The sequence below is a fragment of the Mycolicibacter senuensis genome (genome assembly GCF_002101885.1).
In the GTDB taxonomy this organism is placed as follows: Bacteria; Actinomycetota; Actinomycetes; order Mycobacteriales; family Mycobacteriaceae; genus Mycobacterium; species Mycobacterium senuense.
Genome location: NZ_LQPS01000028.1, coordinates 19,879 through 39,756, shown reverse-complemented (window position 1 = coordinate 39,756; position 19,878 = coordinate 19,879). Strand labels below are relative to the sequence as shown.

At 68.6% G+C, this 19,878-nt stretch carries 23 protein-coding genes and 1 pseudogene; 13 read left to right on the top strand and 11 right to left on the bottom strand.

The window, feature by feature from the left end; all coding sequences use genetic code 11:
• Window positions 1–2: 2 nt before the first annotated feature.
• From rpsK to infA, 4 genes are all read right to left on the bottom strand, one after another.
• Complete coding sequence (rpsK, locus tag AWC24_RS06360; protein ID WP_013830211.1) at window positions 3–413, bottom strand: 30S ribosomal protein S11; 411 nt, start codon at window positions 411–413, stop codon at window positions 3–5.
• Window positions 414–418: 5 nt separating this feature from the next.
• The gene (gene rpsM / locus AWC24_RS06355) at window positions 419–793 is read right to left on the bottom strand and encodes a 30S ribosomal protein S13 (protein ID WP_085083132.1); all 375 of its coding nucleotides are present in this window, start codon (window positions 791–793) and stop codon (window positions 419–421) included.
• Between the two features lie 180 nt (window positions 794–973).
• Window positions 974–1,087, bottom strand: coding sequence for a 50S ribosomal protein L36 (rpmJ, locus tag AWC24_RS06350; protein WP_003879483.1), 114 nt, complete (start codon window positions 1,085–1,087; stop codon window positions 974–976).
• A gap of 62 nt (window positions 1,088–1,149) precedes the next feature.
• Window positions 1,150–1,371, bottom strand: coding sequence for a translation initiation factor IF-1 (gene infA / locus AWC24_RS06345; protein WP_005140011.1), 222 nt, complete (start codon window positions 1,369–1,371; stop codon window positions 1,150–1,152).
• 116 nt (window positions 1,372–1,487) lie between these two features.
• Between infA and AWC24_RS22115 the strand changes: the two genes are divergently transcribed.
• The 8 genes from AWC24_RS22115 (at window position 1,488) to mmsB (ending at window position 9,417) form a co-directional block, all read left to right on the top strand.
• Window positions 1,488–1,679, top strand: coding sequence for a hypothetical protein (locus AWC24_RS22115; protein WP_133055702.1), 192 nt, complete (start codon window positions 1,488–1,490; stop codon window positions 1,677–1,679).
• On the top strand, window positions 1,676–2,533 hold the full coding sequence (locus tag AWC24_RS06340) for an LLM class F420-dependent oxidoreductase (protein WP_085083130.1): 858 nt from the start codon (window positions 1,676–1,678) through the stop codon (window positions 2,531–2,533). Before AWC24_RS22115 ends, AWC24_RS06340 begins: the two co-directional genes overlap by 4 nt.
• 121 nt (window positions 2,534–2,654) lie before the next feature.
• Window positions 2,655–3,662 carry a dTDP-glucose 4,6-dehydratase gene (gene rfbB / locus AWC24_RS06335; RefSeq protein WP_085083127.1) on the top strand — a complete coding sequence of 336 codons (1,008 nt, stop codon included), beginning with the start codon at window positions 2,655–2,657 and terminating at the stop codon, window positions 3,660–3,662.
• 1 nt (window position 3,663) lies between these two features.
• Window positions 3,664–4,236 carry a dTDP-4-dehydrorhamnose 3,5-epimerase gene (gene rfbC / locus AWC24_RS06330; RefSeq protein ID WP_085083125.1) on the top strand — a complete coding sequence of 191 codons (573 nt, stop codon included), beginning with the start codon at window positions 3,664–3,666 and terminating at the stop codon, window positions 4,234–4,236.
• 36 nt (window positions 4,237–4,272) lie between these two features.
• On the top strand, window positions 4,273–5,697 hold the full coding sequence (locus AWC24_RS06325; protein WP_085083123.1) for a carotenoid oxygenase family protein: 1,425 nt from the start codon (window positions 4,273–4,275) through the stop codon (window positions 5,695–5,697).
• A gap of 128 nt (window positions 5,698–5,825) precedes the next feature.
• Window positions 5,826–7,346, top strand: a complete 1,521-nt coding sequence (locus tag AWC24_RS06320) for a CoA-acylating methylmalonate-semialdehyde dehydrogenase (protein WP_085083121.1) — start codon at window positions 5,826–5,828, stop codon at window positions 7,344–7,346.
• Between the two features lie 11 nt (window positions 7,347–7,357).
• Window positions 7,358–8,533, top strand: a complete 1,176-nt coding sequence (locus AWC24_RS06315; RefSeq protein ID WP_085083119.1) for an acyl-CoA dehydrogenase family protein — start codon at window positions 7,358–7,360, stop codon at window positions 8,531–8,533.
• Window positions 8,534–8,541: 8 nt separating this feature from the next.
• Window positions 8,542–9,417: a 3-hydroxyisobutyrate dehydrogenase gene (mmsB, locus tag AWC24_RS06310; RefSeq protein ID WP_085083117.1), complete on the top strand. Its 876-nt coding sequence runs from the start codon at window positions 8,542–8,544 to the stop codon at window positions 9,415–9,417.
• A gap of 4 nt (window positions 9,418–9,421) precedes the next feature.
• Here mmsB and AWC24_RS06305 read toward each other — a convergent pair whose 3' ends face one another.
• The gene (locus tag AWC24_RS06305; protein WP_085083281.1) at window positions 9,422–10,078 is read right to left on the bottom strand and encodes a L,D-transpeptidase family protein; all 657 of its coding nucleotides are present in this window, start codon (window positions 10,076–10,078) and stop codon (window positions 9,422–9,424) included.
• A 76-nt stretch (window positions 10,079–10,154) separates the two neighbouring features.
• Complete coding sequence (locus tag AWC24_RS06300; protein WP_085083115.1) at window positions 10,155–10,688, bottom strand: HAD family hydrolase; 534 nt, start codon at window positions 10,686–10,688, stop codon at window positions 10,155–10,157.
• Window positions 10,689–10,805: 117 nt separating this feature from the next.
• Between AWC24_RS06300 and AWC24_RS06295 the strand changes: the two genes are divergently transcribed.
• Together AWC24_RS06295 and AWC24_RS06290 are read left to right on the top strand one after the other, a co-directional pair.
• Window positions 10,806–11,456, top strand: coding sequence for a response regulator (locus AWC24_RS06295; protein ID WP_085083113.1), 651 nt, complete (start codon window positions 10,806–10,808; stop codon window positions 11,454–11,456).
• Window positions 11,453–12,739, top strand: a complete 1,287-nt coding sequence (locus tag AWC24_RS06290) for a GAF domain-containing sensor histidine kinase (RefSeq protein WP_207568308.1) — start codon at window positions 11,453–11,455, stop codon at window positions 12,737–12,739. The genes AWC24_RS06295 and AWC24_RS06290 overlap by 4 nt, the downstream gene beginning before the upstream one ends.
• A gap of 52 nt (window positions 12,740–12,791) precedes the next feature.
• Here AWC24_RS06290 and AWC24_RS06285 read toward each other — a convergent pair whose 3' ends face one another.
• The 4 genes from AWC24_RS06285 to secY are packed head-to-tail and all read right to left on the bottom strand — an operon-like array spanning window position 12,792 to window position 16,022.
• Entirely contained in the window at window positions 12,792–13,298 is a 507-nt protein-coding gene (locus tag AWC24_RS06285; protein ID WP_085083111.1) for a MarR family winged helix-turn-helix transcriptional regulator, read from the bottom strand.
• Window positions 13,299–13,353: 55 nt separating this feature from the next.
• Window positions 13,354–14,142, bottom strand: coding sequence for a type I methionyl aminopeptidase (gene map / locus AWC24_RS06280; RefSeq protein WP_085083110.1), 789 nt, complete (start codon window positions 14,140–14,142; stop codon window positions 13,354–13,356).
• Window positions 14,143–14,694: an adenylate kinase gene (locus AWC24_RS06275; RefSeq protein ID WP_085083108.1), complete on the bottom strand. Its 552-nt coding sequence runs from the start codon at window positions 14,692–14,694 to the stop codon at window positions 14,143–14,145.
• Window positions 14,691–16,022 (bottom strand): preprotein translocase subunit SecY, encoded by a 1,332-nt coding sequence (secY, locus tag AWC24_RS06270; protein ID WP_085083106.1) that lies wholly within the window; start codon window positions 16,020–16,022, stop codon window positions 14,691–14,693. Before secY ends, AWC24_RS06275 begins: the two co-directional genes overlap by 4 nt.
• A gap of 311 nt (window positions 16,023–16,333) precedes the next feature.
• Here secY and AWC24_RS06265 point away from each other — a divergent pair, with 311 nt between their 5' ends.
• From AWC24_RS06265 to AWC24_RS06255, 3 genes and pseudogenes are all read left to right on the top strand, one after another.
• Window positions 16,334–17,281: a class I SAM-dependent methyltransferase gene (locus AWC24_RS06265; protein WP_085083104.1), complete on the top strand. Its 948-nt coding sequence runs from the start codon at window positions 16,334–16,336 to the stop codon at window positions 17,279–17,281.
• 5 nt (window positions 17,282–17,286) lie between these two features.
• Window positions 17,287–18,195: a class I SAM-dependent methyltransferase gene (locus tag AWC24_RS06260; protein WP_085083102.1), complete on the top strand. Its 909-nt coding sequence runs from the start codon at window positions 17,287–17,289 to the stop codon at window positions 18,193–18,195.
• A 50-nt stretch (window positions 18,196–18,245) separates the two neighbouring features.
• Window positions 18,246–19,478 (top strand): annotated as a pseudogene (locus AWC24_RS06255) (serine hydrolase domain-containing protein).
• Window positions 19,479–19,520: 42 nt separating this feature from the next.
• On the opposite strand, the gene AWC24_RS06250 reads toward AWC24_RS06255, so the two are convergent.
• Window positions 19,521–19,826: a DUF732 domain-containing protein gene (locus AWC24_RS06250; protein ID WP_207568307.1), complete on the bottom strand. Its 306-nt coding sequence runs from the start codon at window positions 19,824–19,826 to the stop codon at window positions 19,521–19,523.
• Window positions 19,827–19,878: the final 52 nt, after the last annotated feature.

Genomic DNA, 19,878 nt, shown 5'->3' with positions numbered 1-19,878 from the left:
GACTAGACCCGACGCCGCTTGGGCGGACGGCAACCGTTGTGGGGTTGCGGGGTGACATCGGAAATCGCGCCGACCTCCAAGCCGGCAGCCTGCAGCGAGCGGATCGCGGTTTCGCGGCCTGAACCCGGGCCCTTCACGAACACGTCGACCTTCTTCACACCGTGCTCCTGCGCCTTGCGGGCGGCGTTCTCGGCGGCCAGCTGCGCGGCGAACGGGGTGGACTTACGCGAGCCCTTGAACCCGACGTGACCCGACGACGCCCAGGCGATGACGTTGCCCTGCGGGTCGGTGATCGTCACGATCGTGTTGTTGAAAGTGCTCTTGATGTGCGCGGCACCGTGCGGGACGTTCTTCTTTTCCCGCCGCCGGGTCTTCTGGCCCTTCTTGGGCCCGGTCGCTTTCTTCGTTGCCATGGGTCTTACCTGGCCTTCTTCTTACCGGCGATGGTGCGCTTGGGGCCCTTGCGGGTACGCGCGTTGGTCTTGGTCCGCTGGCCGCGCACCGGCAGGCCGCGACGGTGCCGCAGGCCCTGGTAGCAGCCGATCTCGATCTTGCGACGGATGTCGGCCTGCACCTCGCGGCGCAGGTCACCCTCGACCTTGAGGTTGCCCTCGATGTAGTCGCGCAGCGCGGTCAACTGCTCGTCGGTGAGGTCCTTGCTGCGCTGGTCCTTGTCGATACCGGTCGCGCCGAGGATTTCATTGGAACGGGTACGGCCGATGCCGTAGATGTAGGTCAGCGCGATCTCCATGCGCTTATCGCGCGGCAGGTCGACGCCCACAAGTCGAGCCATGGGTGGCATTCCCTCTTTCGTTGCGGAGGTGTCGGTCCCAGCCCGTTCCCGGTCGATACAGCTCCGGGGCCCGGCCTCCGATCCGGGCGTTGCCGAGTTGGCTCATCTGGAAAAGATGCCAGCCAACTCAGTGGTACTGGGAGGTCTGCATTCAGTTGTGGTTCGGGTGCTGCTTGTCGGTCAGCCCTGACGCTGCTTGTGGCGCGGGTCCGAGCAGATCACCATGACCCGGCCGTGCCGACGGATCACCCTGCACTTGTCGCAGATCGGCTTGACGCTGGGGTTCACCTTCACGGCTGCTGTGGTCCTGTTCTCATCGCTGGTTGCTAAAGGTCTTCGGGTTGGGCGGTCCGGAGCTACTTGTACCGGTAGACGATGCGTCCCCGGGTCAGGTCGTACGGAGACAACTCCACGACCACCCGGTCCTCCGGCAGGATTCGGATGTAGTGCTGCCGCATCTTGCCGCTGATGTGAGCGAGCACCTTGTGACCGTTCTCCAGCTCAATGCGAAACATCGCATTGGGCAGGGGCTCGACCACTCGGCCCTCCACCTCGATGGCACCGTCTTTCTTGGCCATTGGTCTCCGGCGATCCTCCGTGTCTGGCTTTCCTGGTTACATGTGCATGCGCCCGCCGCGGCGCAGCATCGACTACGACTACAAAACGTGGGCCGGTGGCAGGAAATTCCAGGTGAATGGCCAAGAATCTCGAACTGGGCACGCAAGAGTCGACGCAGACGCCGCACCGCCGTCCCACGATACCCGTTGAGGAGCCGGGCACCAAAATCGTCGGCCCGGAAGCGGGCGGTGACAGACTGGTACCGACAACGCAGTCCACCGCCACGATCCGCCAAACCGTCGCCGAACACCCGATGGGACGCACATGACCGAAGGAATGTCACTCAAGCCCGAGTTGGGCCGCTACGGAGTCTGGACCGGCGGCTCGCCCACGCCGGAGCAGGCCGCCGAGATCGAACAGCTGGGGTACGGCGCCATCTGGGTGGGCATGTCACCCGCCGCTGAGCTCTCCTTCGTCGAACCGCTGCTGGCGGCGACGACGACGCTGCAGGTCGCGACCGGCATCGTCAACGTCTGGTCGGCGCCGGCGCCGCAGGTCGCGGAGTCGTTCCACCGGATCGAGGCCGCTCACCCGGGCCGGTTCCTGCTCGGGGTGGGCGTCGGTCACCGCGAGGCCACCGCCGAGTACAGCAGCCCGTATCAGGCCCTGGTCGACTATCTCGACACCCTCGACGCGGCCGGTGTGCCCACCAGCCGCCGGGTGCTGGCCGCGCTGGGCCCCAAGGTGCTGCGCCTGGCAGCGGAGCGCAGCGCCGGGGCACACCCCTACCTGACCACTCCCGCGCACACCGCCACCGCGCGCGGACTGGTCGGGCCGTCGGTGTTCCTGGCCCCCGAACACAAGGTGGTGCTCTCCACCGATGCCGCCGCCGCCCGCGAGACCGGCCGCGAGGCGGTCGGCTTCTATCTGCGGCTGTCGAACTACGTCAACAACTGGCACAGGCTGGGCTTCACCGATCGCGACGTACGTGCCCCCGGCAGCGACCGGTTGATCGACGCCGTGGTGGCGCACGGCAGCGCCGACGACGTGGCCGCCCGGTTGGGTGAGCACCTGGACGCCGGCGCGGACCAGGTGACGATCCAGGTGCTCGGCGGCTGGAAGGCGCTGCTGCCGACGCTGACGGAGCTGGCCGGGCCGCTGGGGTTGACGCCGCCCGACTGAGCCCCCATAGCGTGAGGCCCCCATAGCGTGAGACAGAATCTCACGACGCGACACGCTGAAGTCGCGTCGCGGATTTTCCACTCGCGCGGGTCTCGGTTGCGATCGCCGATAGGGTTGCCGCATGCGGCTGCTGGTCACCGGGGGCGCCGGGTTCATCGGCGCCAACTTCGTGCACAGCACGCTGGCGCAGCGACCCGGCACCGAGATCACGGTTCTAGACGCCCTGACCTACGCCGGCAGCCGCGAGTCACTCGCCGACGTCGCAGCTGAGATCCGGCTGGTGGAAGGCGACATCACCGACACCGCGCTGGTGGCCGAGCTGGTCGCCGCGTTGGATCCGGCGACCGACGCGGTGGTGCACTTCGCCGCCGAAACCCACGTGGACAACGCGCTGGCCGACCCCGAACCGTTCCTGCGTTCCAACGTGGTCGGCACCTTCACCGTGCTGGAGGCGGTACGCGGCCACCGGGTGCGGTTGCATCACGTCTCCACCGACGAGGTCTACGGCGAGCTGGCACTCGACGATCCGCGCCGGTTCACCGAGGTGACGCCGTATCACCCGTCGAGCCCCTACTCGTCGACCAAGGCCGCCGCCGACCTGCTGGTGCGGTCCTGGGTGCGCTCCTATGGCATCCACGCGACGATCTCGAACTGCTCCAACAACTACGGGCCCTACCAGCACGTGGAGAAGTTCATTCCGCGCCAGATCACCAACCTGCTGACCGGGCGGCGGGCCAAGCTGTACGGCAGCGGCGCCAACGTGCGGGACTGGATCCACGTCGACGACCACAACAGCGCGGTCTGGCAGATCATGGCCGGCGGGCATCCCGGGCGCACCTATCTGATCGGCGCCGACGGGGAACGCGACAACCGCAGCGTGTTGCAGGCCATCCTGCGGCTGATGGACCACGACCCGGACGACTTCGACCATGTCTCCGACCGGCCCGGTCATGACCTGCGCTATGCGATCGACCCGTCGGCGCTGCGCGACGAGCTGGGCTGGAAGCCCGAGCACACCGACTTCGAGGCCGGTCTGCGCACGACGATCGAGTGGTACCGCGCCAACGAATCCTGGTGGGCGCCACTGAAAGACGCCGCCGAAGCCCGCTACGCCGAGCTGGGACGCTGAGATGGCGTTCCGCGAACTTGCCGTTCCCGGCGCATGGGAGCTCACCCCGACCCAACACGCCGACGCGCGTGGCGTGTTCTTCGAATGGTTCACCGACCGCGAGTTCACCGGGCTTGCCGGTCACCGGTTCGACCTGCGGCAGGCCAACTGCTCGGTGTCGGGCGCCGGGGTGTTGCGCGGCCTGCACTTCGCCCAGCTGCCGCCCGGGCAGGCCAAGTACGTCACCTGTGTGTCGGGGTCGGTCTTCGACGTAGTCGTCGACATCCGGGTCGGTTCGCCGACCTACGGCCGCTGGGATGCGGTGCTGCTGGACGCCCGCGACCGTCGATCGGTGTATCTGGCCGCCGGCCTGGCGCATGGATTCGTTGCACTGCAAGATGATTCGACGGTGATGTACCTGTGCTCAGCCGAGTACGACCCGCAGCGTGAGCACACCATCAGCGCCACCGACCCCGCCATCGGGATCGACTGGCCCGACGATCACCCGCTGGTGGTCTCCGAGCGCGACCGTGACGCACCCACCCTGGCCGAGGTGCGGGCCGCCGGACTGTTGCCGGCCTGGGATCAGACGTAACCGAGGCAGCTAGCCCGTCAACCACCAGGAGCAGCCATGCCCAGCCCCAGTGTCACCGCCTACGCCCCGCTGTATGACGAATTCGACTACGTCGTCGACGACTACGACGGCGAACTCCCCGCCGACCTGCATGGCACGCTGTACCGCAACGGACCCGGGAAGCTCGACGCCGGAGGCCAGCAACTCGGCCATCTCTTCGACGGCGACGGCATGCTGTCGATGTTCACCTTCGCCGACGGCAGGCTGCACTACCGCAACCGCTACGTCGCCACCAAGCACTACCGGAAATCGCTGGCGTCCAAGGGAGCTCCGTACCGCGCGCTGGGAACGATGCGCCCGGGCGGGATCTGGACCAACGCGCTGCGCTTTCCGGCCAACGTCGCCAACACCGGCGTGGTCGTGCATGCCGGAAAGCTGCTGGCGCTATGGGAGGGCGGCCCGCCCACCGAGATCGACCCGGACACCCTGGACACCATCGGTATTCACCGATTCGGCGGCAAGCTGAAGTGGCTGGGCGCCTTCTCGGCCCACCCGAAGTGGGATCCCGTGACGGGCGAGATGTTCAACTTCGGCATGGCGATGATGCCCATCCCCAAGCTGATCTGCTACCGGGTGGACCGCGCCGGCACGCTGCACCGCTTGGGGCAGCTCAAGCTGCCGGCGCCGATGTTCAACCATGATGTCGGACTGACCGCACGTCACATGGTGTTCGTGATCCCGCCGCTGCTGTTTCCGCCCGCCAAGATGCTCGCCGCGGGCCTGGGGATGCGCAACTTCATCGATGCCATCGACTACGACGCGTCCCGCGGCACCATGATCGCACTGGTGCCGCGGGACGGCGGCAAACCCCGTGTGCTGCACACCGATCCGACGCTGCACCTGCACCTGGCCAACGCCTACGAGGACCGGGGCGACACCATCGTCGAACTGGTCGACTACGACGCCACCTGGGAAGACCTCAACGGCCAGCTCTCCTCGGTGCAGGCGCTGGCCCAGACCGGCACCATGCCCTACGGGGGGCATCTGACGCGGCTGCGGATCACACCGTCGGGCAGGGTGGCGTCGGAACGGCTCACCGAGAGCTACGGCGAGTTTCCGACGTTCAACCTGACCCGCACCGGCTTGCCGCAGCGCTACACCTACCTGTCGGCGAGCACCGGCGCCGCCGGCTACCCGAATGCGGTCGCCCGCATCGACAACAGCACAGGGACACAGCTCATGTACGCGCTACCGCCGGGCCACCTGCCGCACGAGGGCGTCTTCGCGGGCCGGCCCGGCGGCACCGACGAGGACGACGGCTGGCTGCTGGTGCCGTGCCAAGACGGCATCAACAACATCGCCGGCCTGCTGGTGTTCGACGCCAAGAACGTGGCCGCCGGCCCGGTCTTCACCGGACGGCTCCGGCACCATCTGCCGCTGACATTCCACGGCTGCTTCACCCCGCGGGTGGCGCGGATTTAGGCCTGATCTAGGCCCCAACCGTGCCGGACCGCACCCGCGGCACGTGACCCCCTCGCATTTACTAGGATGTCCTAGTATTCTTCGGGGTAGGGCCGGCCCGGCTCACCACGACTTCACGGGGATGACGCATGAGCACTCAGATTCCACACTTCATCGACGGCCGCCGCACCGCCGGCGGATCGCAACGCAGCACCGACGTCTTCGACCCCAACACCGGCGGGGTCCAGGCGACGCTGCCGCTGGCCAACGCCGCCGACGTCGACGGCGCGGTCGCATCGGCTGCGGCCGCCCAGCGCGGCTGGGCCGCCCAGAACCCGCAACGCCGCGCCCGGGTGATGATGCGCTTCATCAACCTGGTCAACGACAACATCGACGAACTGGCCGAGCTGCTCTCACGCGAGCACGGCAAGACCCTCGAGGACGCCCGCGGCGACATTCAACGCGGCATCGAGGTGATCGAGTTCTCCGTCGGCATCCCGCACTTGCTCAAGGGCGAGCACACCGAGGGGGCCGGGCCGGGCATCGACGTTTTCTCGCTGCGCCAGCCGCTGGGCGTGGTCGCCGGGATCACCCCGTTCAACTTCCCCGCGATGATCCCGCTGTGGCAGGCCGGGCCGGCACTGGCCTGCGGTAACGCCTTCATCCTCAAGCCGTCCGAGCGCGACCCCTCGGTGCCGGTGCGGCTGGCCGAGTTGTTCGTCGAGGCTGGGCTGCCGCCGGGGGTGCTGCAGGTGGTGCACGGCGACAAGGAAGCCGTCGACGCGCTGCTGCACCACCCGGACGTCGCCGCGATCGGTTTCGTCGGCAGCTCCGACATCGCGCAGTACATCTACTCCACGGCGACCGCCAACGGCAAGCGGGCGCAGTGCTTCGGCGGGGCGAAGAACCACATGATCGTGATGCCCGACGCCGACCTGGACCAGGCCGTCGACGCCTTGATCGGCGCCGGCTACGGCAGCGCCGGCGAGCGGTGCATGGCGATCTCGGTGGCGGTGCCGGTCGGCGAGCAGACCGCCGAGCGGCTGCGCGCCCGGCTGACCGAGCGGATCAACGGCCTGCGGGTGGGCCACAGCCTCGACCCCAAGGCCGACTACGGCCCGCTGGTCACCCGCGCCGCCCTCGACCGGGTCAACGACTACATCGGCCAAGGGGTGGCCGCCGGCGCCGAACTGGTGATCGACGGCCGGGAACGGGCCAGCGACGACACCCAGTTCGGGGACGCGGACCTCTCCGGTGGCTTCTTCGCCGGGCCGACCCTGTTCGACCACGTCACCACCGAGATGTCGATCTACACCGACGAGATCTTCGGCCCGGTGTTGTGCATGGTGCGCGCCAAGGACTACGAAGAGGCCCTGGCGCTTCCCTCCGAACACGAGTACGGCAACGGCGTGGCGATCTTCACCCGCGACGGCGACACCGCCCGCGACTTCACCTCCCGGGTGCAGGTCGGCATGGTCGGGGTGAACGTGCCGATCCCGGTGCCGGTGGCCTACCACACGTTCGGCGGTTGGAAGCGCTCCGGCTTCGGCGACCTCAACCAGCACGGCACCGCGTCGATCACCTTCTACACCAAGGTCAAGACCGTCACCCAGCGCTGGCCGTCGGGCATCAAGGACGGCGCCGAATTCCACATCCCCACAATGCAATAGGGGTTGGACACATGAAGACCCTGATGGATGACGAAGAACGGGTGATCGTCGAGACAGCGGCGGCGTTCGCCGAGAAGCGGCTCGCCCCGCACGCGCTGGAATGGGATGCCACACACCACTTCCCGGTCGAGGTGATGCGGGAGGCGGCCGAGTTGGGCATGGCGGCGATCTACTGCCGTGAGGATGCCGGTGGCTCCGGGCTGCGCCGCCTCGACGGCGTGCGTATCTTCGAGCAACTTGCCATCGCCGACCCGGTGATCGCCGCCTACCTGTCGATCCACAACATGTGCGCCTGGATGATCGACAGCTACGGCACCGAAGAACAACGCAAGACCTGGGTGCCGCAGCTGGCGCCGATGACCGCGGTCGCCAGTTACTGCCTGACCGAGCCCGGCGCCGGCTCCGATGCCAGCGCGTTGAGCACCCGCGCGGTGCGGTCCGGGCCCGGACAGAACGCAGATTACGTGCTCGACGGCGTCAAGCAGTTCATCTCCGGCGCCGGGGTCTCGGACGTGTATGTGGTGATGGCGCGCACCGGGGCCGACGGCCCTCGCGGGATCTCGGCGTTCATCATCGACAAGGACACTCCGGGACTGAGTTTCGGAGCCGCCGAGCAGAAGATGGGCTGGAACGCCCAACCGACAGCGCAGGTGATCCTGGACGGGGTGCGGGTGCCCGCCGAAGCGATGCTCGGCGGCGAAGACGGAAACGGCTCCGGTTTTGCTATCGCGATGAACGGCCTCAACGGCGGCCGGATCAACATCGCGGCCTGCTCACTGGGCGGCGGCCGGGCCGCGTTCGACAAGACCGGCGCCTACCTGGCCGACCGGATCGCGTTCGGCAAGCCGCTGCTCGACGAGCCGACGATCCGGTTCACCCTGGCCGACATGGCCACCGCACTGGAGACCTCCCGGCTGCTGCTGTGGCGGGCGGCGACCGCCCTCGACGACGGCGCCGAGGACAAGGTGGAACTGTGCGCGATGGCCAAGCGCTACGTCACCGACGCCTGCTTCACCGTGGCCGATCAGGCACTGCAGCTGCACGGCGGCTACGGGTACCTGCGCGAGTACGGTCTGGAGAAGATCGTCCGGGATCTGCGCGTGCACCGCATCCTGGAGGGCACCAACGAGATCATGCGGATGGTCGTCGGCCGAGCCGAGGCCGCTCGGGTCCGGACCGGCAGCTAGGAGCTTCGATGCAGACCGTCGCATTTCTGGGATTGGGACACATGGGTGGTCCGATGTCGGCGAATCTGGTGTCCGCCGGGCATACCGTGCGCGGCTTCGACCCGGTGCCGGCGGCGGCCACGGCCGCCGAGCAGCGCGGGGTGAGCGTCCAGCCGTCGGCTTCCGAAGCGGTCGCCGGCGCCGGCGTGGTGATCACCATGCTGCCGCACGGCGACGCGGTGAAACGCTGCTACGCCGACATCCTGCCGGCGGCCGGGCCGGGCACCCTGTTCATCGACAGCTCCACCATCTCGGTCGCCGACGCACGCGAGGTGCACGCGCTGGCCGGCTCACACGGGCTCGCCCAACTCGACGCGCCGGTGTCCGGCGGGGTCACCGGTGCGGTCGCCGGGCGGTTGGCGTTCATGGTCGGCGGAGAGCCGGACGCCGTGCAGCGCGCGACGCCGGTGCTCGAGCCGATGGCGGCCAAGGTCACCCACTGCGGCGCGGCCGGCGCCGGCCAGGCCGCCAAGATCTGCAACAACATGGTGCTGGCCGTCCAGCAGGTGGCCGTCGCCGAGGCGTTCGTGCTGGCCGAGAAACTCGGCCTGGCCGACCAGGCGCTGTTCGACGTGATGACCGGCGCTACCGGGAACTGCTGGGCGCTGCACACCAACTGCCCGGTTCCCGGGCCGGTGCCCACCTCCCCGGCGAACCGGAACTTCGAGCCGGGATTCGCCACCGCGCTGATGGACAAGGATCTGCACCTGGCGATGGACGCGGTGGGCTCAACCGGCGCGAACGCCCCGCTGGGCAGCCACGCCGCGCAGATTTACCGCGAGTTCGCCGCCGAGCACGGCGGCGAAGACTTCAGCGCGGTGATCAACCTGCTGCGCAGCAGCTGAGCGACTACTTCGCGATTGCCATCACCGCGCCCGGCCTCAGCCAGCCGATGATCTTCACGAGCGTGGCGTCGTCGATCGCCACGCAACCCGCTGTCGGCCCGCCGCCGCTGGTGTGAAAGAAGTAGGCGGAGCCGTCACCGGGTGTACGGGACTTGTTGACGCCGATGACCACCGCGTGCCGGTACTGCGGGATGTTGAGGTTCTCGCTGGCCGCCGTGTCGAACTGGCACTGGGCTTTCTTGCAGATCTGCATGGTGTTGTAGGTCGGGCTGTTGGAGTCGCTGTCCCACCAGTGGTCGGATCCGACCTGCACATACGGCAGGCCGCCGCCGGGATTCGGAGCGGTGCCGAATGCGGAATCGAGCGGGTAAAACCCCATCGGAGTCGACGGCTCGCCTTCTTTGGTTTGCCGGGTGATGCCCGCCGAGCCGACATACGCCGGAATCCCGGCCGCCACGGGTTCCCAGCCCGCGGTAGTCCGCTGATAAACATCGATCTTTGCGATCGAATGACCCACGCCGACAACCGAAACCACCTGGGTGGCATTCCCGACCGCCTCGGCGAACCAGGGATCGACGACCGCCGCGGCCAGTGGCGCGGTCACCGAGGTCACCCCCATCGCGCACAGCGCTGCGCACAGCAGAAGCACCAGTCGACGCACCACGTCATGGTCGATGGCCGACGGGGTCAACGTCAAATGATCACTGCGCCGCGCATCGAGCACGGGCGCGCAGTCGTCAACCTGCTACGCGCCCGTTGAACCGCTCGACCACCAGCTGCGCCTGCAGCTCCCGGCACCCGCGGGCCGACAGCCCGTCGTACCCGGCCGAGCCCGCGTTGACCACCGGCAGGCCGGCCCCGGCGGCGGCCCGGGCACCGGCCTCGGACCCGGTGATCACCAGTGCCTCGCCGGCGACGATGCCCAGCTCCCACAGCGCCAGCCGGTAGAGCTCGCCGTCACCGGCGGGACCGGTCAGGTCGTCGGCGCAGACGACGGTCTCGGCCATGCCGTCCCCGATCAGCTCCCGCACCCGCGGCTGCACCCAGTCGCGCGGTCCGGCCCCGACCACCGCCACCCAGAGGCCGGTGGCGAACAGGCTCAGCACCAGGTCGATCAGTCCGGAGCGGGACTCCCCGTCGGCGTCGGAAAGAGCGTCGATGTCGAAGATCACCGCTTGCAGGGGGTACACCTCGGCATCCGGTTGCACCTGGTCCCACCAGAACGGGCGGGCGGCACTGGTCCATGTCGCGAGCTCGGTTGTGATCTGCATAACAGCAGGATGCCGAAAAACAGCCCGGCCGTCCTCCCCCATCCGGGGGAACCGTCCGGGTAATCGCCGGAGGGTCTGAGCGGGGGCACTGAACCGCCGGGGCCTTATTGTCTTGCTATGCCCGTGCGACTGGTGCTCGTCGACGATCACGAGATGGTGATCGAGGGCCTGCGGGCCATGCTCACCGCGTTCTCCGACCGCATCGAGGTGGTGGGGCAGGCGATCAGCGCCGACCAGGCCCTCGCCGTGGTCGCCGACACCGATCCCGACGTCGTGCTGTGCGACGTGCGGATGCGCGGTGAAAGCGGCCTGGACCTGTGCCTGGCGCTGCGGGAACGCGACCCGGAACGCAAAATTGTGATGCTGTCGGTCTACGACGACGAGCAGTACCTGTTCGAAGCGCTGCGGGTGGGTGCGAGCGGCTACCTGCTCAAGAGCATCAGCAGCGACGACCTGGTGCACCAGATCGAGCTGGCCCACCGCGGCGAGACGGTGATCGACCCCGCCCTGGCGGCCCGGGCGGCCGGCACCGCGGCGCGACTGCAACGCGACGAGTTCTGGCCGGGTGCCCGTCAGGGCCTGACCCAGCGGGAGAGTGAGATCCTGGCCTGCATGGTCAGCGGGCTGTCCAACCGCGGCATCGCCACCAAACTGGTGATCGGCGACGAGACCGTCAAGAGCCACCTTCGTTCGATCTACCGCAAACTGGGGGTCTCCGACCGCACCGGCGCGGTGGCCACCGCGCTGCGCGAAGGCATCTACCGGTGAGTTCCTCCGCCAACAACCGGTCCCGTGCCCGCAAGTCGGGCGCGGTACGCGATTTCCGTGATTTCGTCGACGCCAACCACGAGCTGGCGCTGCTACGGGAGCTCATCCAGGCCGCCTCCAGCGGGCCCGGGGTGGAGCCGCTGGCCGCCGCGGCCGCCCGGATGATCACCGCGGCCACCGGCACCGACGTCTGCTTCGTGCACGTCCTCGACGACACCGAACGCTCGCTGACCCTGACCGGCGCCACCCCGCCGTTCGACACCGAGGTGGGCAAGATCCGGCTGCCGCTGGAGTCGGGAGTCTCCGGCTGGGTCGCCCGGCACCGCGAGCCGGTGGTGATCAGCGACGACAAGGAGGCCGACCCGCGGTACGTGCCGATCGAGTCGCTGCGCGGACGCGATTTCACCTCGATGGTCTCGGTGCCGATGGAGACCGATCCGGGCGGCCTCGTGGGGGTGCTCAACGTGCACACCGTGACCCGCCGCGACTTCGCCCCCGGCGACATCGAGCTGCTGCGGGTGATCGGCCGGCTCATCGCCGGCGCCATGCACCAGGCCCGGCTGCACCGGCAGCTGGTGGCGCGCGAACGCGCCCACGAACTCTTCGTCGAGCAGGTGATCGAGGCCCAGGAGATCGAGCGCCGCCGGCTGGCCGGCGACATCCACGACGGCATCTCGCAGCGGCTGGTGACGCTGGCCTACCGGCTGGACGCCGCCGCCCGGGCGGTCGGCAACGATCCGGACGAGGCGTCGCAGCAACTCGAGGCCGCCCGGGAACTGGCCCGGCTGACGCTGCAGGAGACCCGGGTGGCGATCAGCGGGCTGCGGCCGCCGGTGCTCGACGACCTGGGCCTGTCCGGCGGGCTGGCCAGCCTGGCGCAGTCCATACCGCAACTCAAGATCGAGCTGGACCTGGCCGAGATCCGGCTGCCCGAGCACATCGAGCTGGCGCTGTACCGGATCGCGCAGGAGGGCCTGCAGAACGTCGTCAAGCATGCCGCCGCGACGACGGTCCGGCTGGGATTCACGGTGACCACCGACCCCGCCGTCGCACGGTTGGAGATCGTCGACGATGGCGTGGGTTTCGACACCTTCGAGCACCCGGTGGGCGGCGACGACATGGGCGGCTACGGGGTGCTGTCGATGGCCGAGCGCGCCGAGCTGGTGGGCGGCCGGCTCAACATCCGCTCGCGGCCGGGTGCGGGCACCGCCGTCACGGCCACCATCCCGGTGCCGTCCCCGGCTGCGCGAGAGTGCGCGTCCCCGGCCGACACACCGGGCTGAACACCCGGGATTACGCACCCTCGCGCCCGGAAACACAACCCCGAAACGCCCGTCAGAAATCCCCGGCGTTGCGCCGCAACGTCTCGATCGCCGACGACAGCAGGCGCGACTCCTGCGTCGACATCCCGATGTCGGAGAACACCTCGCTGTTGAGGCTGGCCGTCGCATCGGCCACCGTCGAGCGGCCCGCGTCGGTGATCGACACCAGCGTGGTACGGCCGTCGGTGGGGTGCGGCAGCCGCTCCACCAGACCCGCGGCCTCCAGCCGCCGGATCGCGTGCGTCACGCTGGTGACGTGGACCTGCAGCCGATCGGACGCCTTGGTGATCGGCAGTGCCCCGGACCGGCTGAACGCCAGCAACCGCAGCAACTCGAACCGGGAGAAACTCAGGTCGTAAGGCCGCAGCGTCGCCTCCACCCGCGCCAGCAGGATCTGATGCGCCCGCATCACCGACGTCACCGCCACCATCCCGTCGGCGACCGCGCCCCAGCCGGCCCGCTCCCAATTGGCGCGGGCCAGCGCAATCGGGTCCGCGTCGTCGGGAGGGTGGAAGTCCACGCCCGTTCTTATCACTTTTGGCTGCGACCGGGTGGGAACTGAAGTGTTCGAACCGTTAGGCCACGGTCAGGATTCGCGGCCCGTCATCGGTGACCGCCACGGTGTGTTCCCAGTGCGCCGCACGGGAACTGTCGGCGGTGACGACGGTCCACTCGTCGTCGAGCACCACGGTCTGGTCGGTGCCCAGCGTCAGCATCGGCTCGATCGCCAGCACCGACCCGCTCACCAGCAGCGGCCCCTTACCCGGAGACCCCTCGTTAGGCAGGAACGGGTCCATGTGCATCTGGCGGCCGATACCGTGTCCGCCGTAGCCGGCGACGATGCCGAACGAGCGGCGGAACTCGGCCGACGCGGCGCGGGCCCCCGTCTCGATGGCATGCGAGACATCGCTGAGCCGGTTGCCCGGCACCATCGCGGCGATCCCGGCCCCCAGCGCCTGCCGGGTTGCCGCCGACAGGTCCTCGTCGGCCTGCGCCAGTTTGCCGACACCGAGGGTGATCGCCGCATCGCCGTGCCAGCCGTCCAGGATCGCACCGCAGTCGATGGACACCAGGTCACCGAGCTCGAGCACCTCGGCCGACGACGGGATGCCATGCACCACACGATCGTTCACTGAGCTGCAGATCGAGGCCGGAAAGCCGTGATAGCCCAGGAACGACGGCGTTGCACCCGCTTCCCGGATCACCGACTCGGCGATCTCGTCCAATTGCAGGGTCGAGGTGCCCACCACGGCGGCCTCACGCACCGCGGCCAGTGCCGCGGCCACGACGGCGCCTGCCGCAGCCATCGCGTCGAGCTCCCCCGGGCTGCGATGCGGCACCCGCCGCTTCGGCAGTCCGATCACTTAGCGTCCCAGCGCCTTGAGCAGCCGGCCGAAGACCTCGTCGACGGTACCGAGCGCATCCACGACATGCAGGTCGTGCTCGTGCTGGTAGAAGTCCAGTAGCGGCGCGGTCTCCTCGCGGTAGACGATCATCCGGTTGTGGATGACCTCGGCGGTGTCGTCGGCACGGCCCCGATCCCGCAGCCGGGCGAGCAGTTCGTCCTCGCTGACCCGCAGCTCCAGCACCGCGTCCAGCTTGGTGTTGCGCTCCTCCAGCATGTCGTGCAGCGCCTGGGCCTGCTCCACCGATCGCGGAAAGCCGTCGAGGATGAAACCCTTGGCGGCGTCGTCGCCGTCGATGCGGTCGGCGACCAGCGCGTTGGTCAACTGGGAGGGCACCAGGTCACCGGCGTCCAGGTACGCCTTGGCCTTGCGGCCCAGCTCGGTGCCCTCGGCGATATTGCTGCGGAACAGATCGCCGGTGGAGATCTGCGGGACACCCAGCTCCTGGGCCAGTTTGACGGCCTGCGTGCCCTTGCCCGCCCCGGGCGGTCCCAGCAGGATGACTCTCACTTGAGGAACCCTTCGTAGTTGCGCTGCATGAGCTGGCTCTCGATCTGCTTGACGGTGTCAAGGCCGACGCCGATCATGATCAGCACCGCAGTACCGCCGAACGGCAGGTTCTGCACCGTTCCGGAGTTGCCCATCTGCAAGAACAGGTTGGGCAGCACGGAGATCACGCCCAGGTAGATCGAGCCCGGCAGCGTGATCCGGTTGAGCACGAAACGCAGGTAGTCCGCGGTCGGGCGTCCCGGCCGGATACCCGGAATGAACCCGCCGAACTTCTTCATCTCGTCGGCACGCTCGTCGGGGTTGAACGTGATCGACACGTAGAAGTACGTGAAGAAGATGATCAGGCCGAAGTACACGGCGATGTAGACCAGGTTGGACGGATCCGACAGGTAGGTGCTGACGGCCTTGTCCCACCAGCTGTTGCCGACACCGCCACTTCCGCTGCGGACCAGCTGGGTGACCAGCTGCGGAATGTAGATCAGCGACGAGGCGAAGATGACCGGGATAACACCGGCCTGGTTGACCTTGAGCGGCAGGTACGTCGAGGTGCCGCCGTACATGCGCCGGCCGACCATCCGCTTGGCGTACTGCACCGGGATCCGGCGCTGCCCCTGCTCGACGAAGACCACACCGACGACGATGACCAGCGCGGCCAGGCAGACCATGGTGAAGACCAGGCCGCCGCGGGAGTCCAGGATGGTCTTGCCCTCGATCGGGATACGAGCGGCGATACCGACGAAGATCAGCAGCGACATGCCGTTGCCGATGCCGCGCTCGGTGATCAGCTCACCGAGCCACATCACCAGCACCGCGCCGGCGGTCATCACCATCACGATGACGATCAGGGTGAAGATGCTGTGGTCGGCGATGATGTCGTGGCGCAGGCTGCAGGTCTGCAGCAGCCCGCCGTTGGCGGCCAGCGCCACAATGGACGTCGCCTGCAGCACGGCCAGCGCGACCGTCAGATAACGGGTGTACTGCGTCATCTTGTTCTGGCCGGACTGGCCTTCTTTGCGCAGCTCCTCGAAGCGCGGGATGACCACGGTCAGCAACTGCACGATGATGCTCGCGGTGATGTAGGGCATCACGCCGATGGCGAACACCGTCAGCTGCAGCAGCGCGCCGCCGGAGAACAGGTTGATCAGCGAATAGACCTGCGCCGCGTCGCCGCCGCTGACCTCCTTGATGCACTGCTGCACGTTCTGGTAGTCGACGCCGGGCGACGGGATGGCCGCGCCGAGCCGGTAGATGATGATGATGCCCAGCGCGAACAGGATCTTGCGCCGTAGGTCGACCGTCCGCAGTGATGAGATGAAAGCCGAGAACACTCTTCTCCTCCTGCGCAGCCGAGGTCCGGTCGCGGCGTGCCATTGGGCTGGTTTCTTCCGGCCCGTGTTAGTCCTGGGGTGGTCCTGCGCTTTCGCGTCGACGCGCCGACCGGTCATGATGCGGCCACGCGTGTCTTCAGGCGCGTCAGCAGTCTACGAGACTAACAGCTCAGCGCCGCGGGCCGGGCAGCCGCAGGGACACCCGCCTGCCAGCCGAAGATCAGCCGACCGGCGTACAGTCGTCGATAGCTCATTAAATACGCTAACTAACTTTCGGGCCGCGTTCCCGGCCCAGCTAAGGAGGCTGCGCAATGGCAGGTACCGGCCGATTTCCCGGAGACACCTGGAATCTCGCCTCCAGCGTGGGGGTCACCGCGACCGGAGTGGCCGCGGCCCGCGCGATGGCAGGCCGCGCCGATCGCCCCCTGATCGACGACCCGTTCGCCGAACCCCTGGTGCGCGCCGTCGGGCTGGACCTGTTCACCGGGCTGGCCAGCGGCGCGATCGACCCCGCCGTCCTGGGCGACGACTCTCCGCTGGGCATGATGCGGATGGCCGACAACATGGCGGTGCGCACCCGGTTCTTCGATGACTTCTTCACCGACGCGTGTGCCGACACGGCGACGGGCGGCGGCATCCGGCAGGCGGTGATCCTGGCGTCGGGTCTGGACTCCCGGGCCTTCCGGCTGGCCTGGCCGGCCGGAACCATTGTCTATGAGGTCGACCAGCCGGAGGTGATCGAGTTCAAGACCAGGGTGCTGGCCGAGCACGGCGCGGCACCGACCGCGCAGCGGCGAACCGTCTCGATCGACCTGCGCCAGGACTGGGCGGCAGCGCTGCGAGCGGCGGGCTTGGACCCGGACCGGCCGACCGCCTGGAGCGCCGAGGGACTGCTGGGTTACCTGCCTCCCGAGGCACAGGACCGGCTGCTGGACACCATCACCGCGCTGAGCGCACCGGGCAGTCGGATGGCCACCGAGAGCTCCCCCGGCCTCGATGCCGACACCGAGCAGCAGGCCCGGCTACGCATGCGCGAGTCGGCTGAGCGGATGCGCAGTCACGGCGTCGACATCGACATGACGGAGTTGCTCTACTTCGGCGACCGCAACGAGGCCGGCGCCTACCTGGCCGATCACGGCTGGCAGGTCACCGGTCACGGCGTCGGCGAATTGTTCGCCGCGCACGGGCTGCCGCCGCTCGACGAGGGCGACGGTCCGGGCTTCGGCGACCTGTCCTACATCAGCGCGATCCGGGGCTGACGGCCATGGCGCGCACCGAGAACGACAGCTGGGATCTGGCGTCTGGCGTCGGTACCACCGCCACCATGGTCGCCGTCGCCCGCGCCCTGGCCACCGCCGAAGCCGATCCGCTCATCTCCGACCCGTTCGCGGGGCCGCTGGTGCGTGCCGTGGGCATCGACTTCTTCACCGGGATGCTCGACGGGACGCTGGAACCGGCGGTGGCCGCGGAGGCCAAGACCGCCGCCGAACCGATAACCACCGTGATGGCGGTACGCACCCGGTTCTTCGACGACTTCTTCGACCAGGCCGCAGCCGCCGGCATCCGTCAGGCCGTCATCCTGGCCGCCGGATTGGATTCGCGGGCCTACCGCCTGGCGTGGCCGCCGGGTAGCGCGGTCTACGAGATCGACCAGCCCGAGGTGATCGAGTTCAAGACCAGCACCCTGGCCGGCCTGGGCGCCCGACCCACCGCCGACCGCCGGCCGGTTGCCGTCGATCTGCGCGACGATTGGCCGGACGCCTTGCGCCGCAACGGGTTCGACGAGACCAAACCGACCGCGTGGAGCGCGGAGGGCCTGCTCATCTATCTGCCCCCGGAGGCCCAAGACCGGCTGTTCGACAACATCACCGCGCTCAGCGCGCCGGGCAGCCGGCTGGCCACCGAGTATCACTCCGACGGCGCCGCCGCGCTCGGCGACTCGACCCAGTCGCCGGGTCAGCGGTTCGCAGATCAGGGCCTGGATCTCAACATGGCCAACCTGGTCTACGCCGGCGAGCGACACCCGGTCGGGCCGTATCTGGGCGAGCGGGGCTGGCAGGTGACCGAACGTGCCCGAGAAGAGGTCTTCGGCTGCTACGGCCGCAGCTTCCCCGACGGCGACATCGTGGCCCGGCTGCGCAATTCGGTGGCGATCGAAGCGCTTCGCAGCTAGCTGCGTCGTTCCGGCCATCCCTGACCGCCGGCCACGGTATAACCACAGCAATGGTGCTCAAAGTCGATGTTCCGCAAGACCTGATCGGCGGCCACGCCGATGAGGGCTACGGCAAGATCGCCGACGCGTTTCGCGCGAACTTCGCCGGTGGCCACGAGGTGGGTGCCGCGGTCACGGTGTACCGCAACGGCGTCAAGGTCGTGGACCTGTGGGGCGGCTACCGCGACGGGTTCGCCCGGCAACCGTGGCAGGCCGACACCATGGTCAACGTCTTCTCGTCCACCAAAGGGGTGGCGGCCCTTGCCGTGGCGCTGGCGGTGTCACGGGGGATGTTCGGCTACGACGACAAGGTCGCCGACCACTGGCCCGAGTTCGCCCAGGCCGGAAAGGGCGACGTCACGATTCGCGAACTGCTCGGCCATCGGGCCGGGCTCTGCGCGCTGAAACCCGCACCGGCTCTGGCCGACATCGCCGACCCGGAGCGGCTGGCGCCGATCCTGGCCGCCCAGAAACCGCGGTGGGCTCCGGGCACCCGGCACGGGTATCACGCGATCACGCTGGGCTGATACGAATCCGAACTGATCCGCCGCACCGACCCTGCCGGGCGCACCATCGGCCGCTTCTTCGCCGACGAGATCGCCGCGCCCCTGGGACTCGACCTGCACATCGGGCTACCGGCTTCGGTCCCGCGCGAGCAGGTGGCGCTGCTGCACCAGTGGAAGCGGACCGAGTCGCTGCGGCATCTGGACGTGCTGCCCGCGGCGCTGGTGGCCGCGTCGTTCAACCCGTTCGGCCTGCTGGCACGGGCGAGTTCCCTGCCGCGCGACATCAAGCCCTGGGACGGCGACTACAACCGCGACGAGGTGCGCGCTGTCGAGATCCCGTCGGCCAACGGCATCGGCACCGCTTCGGCGATCGCGCGACTCTACGGCGCTGCCGCAACCGCAGATCCCTTACTGGCGCTGGACGCCGGGGTGCGTGATGCGCTCACCGCGCTGCCGGACCCACCGTCCCGCGGCGAACGTGACAAGGTGCTGGGCGTCGAGGTGATGTTCTCGTTGGGGCTGTCCAAACCGGCGTTCGGTGCCGTGTTCGGTTCTACGGACAAGGCGTATGGCACACCAGGTTTCGGTGGCTCATTCGGATTCGCCGACCCCGATACCGGTGTCGGCTATTCCTACGTGATGAACCGTCTGGGTTTTCACCTCTACAGCGATCCTCGGGAACTCGCGCTGCGCCAGGCGTTGTTCGGCGAGGTGCTGGGCGCCCGGCCGCAGACCTAGGCGCCCGCCGCCGGCAGCGCCCCGGCGCGCGTGCGACGAAAGCTACATGTGCTCCGGGCAGTAGTGCGCGGTGGAGATCGCAGCGAACTGACCGGCCGTCTGAATGGTGAAACCGGGGTTGGTGGCCTGCACCGCGACGACGGTGTCCATCGGGGACAGTCCCGCGTCCATCAGCTGACACACCGCGCGGCCGGCTGAGACGGTGGCCTGGTCACCGGCCCGGTGGATCAGCCCCGCCCCCGAGAGGGTGGCCAGGAACTGCCCGTCGACGCCCGACGGCGCGGCGTTGGCGGGGGCGGCAAGGCCGACCATCGCACTCAGACCCGCCAGCAGCAGTAACCGTTTCATGCCCGTAAGCATGGGCGGCACTCGTTAAGCACGCGTTACCGAGCTTTTACTG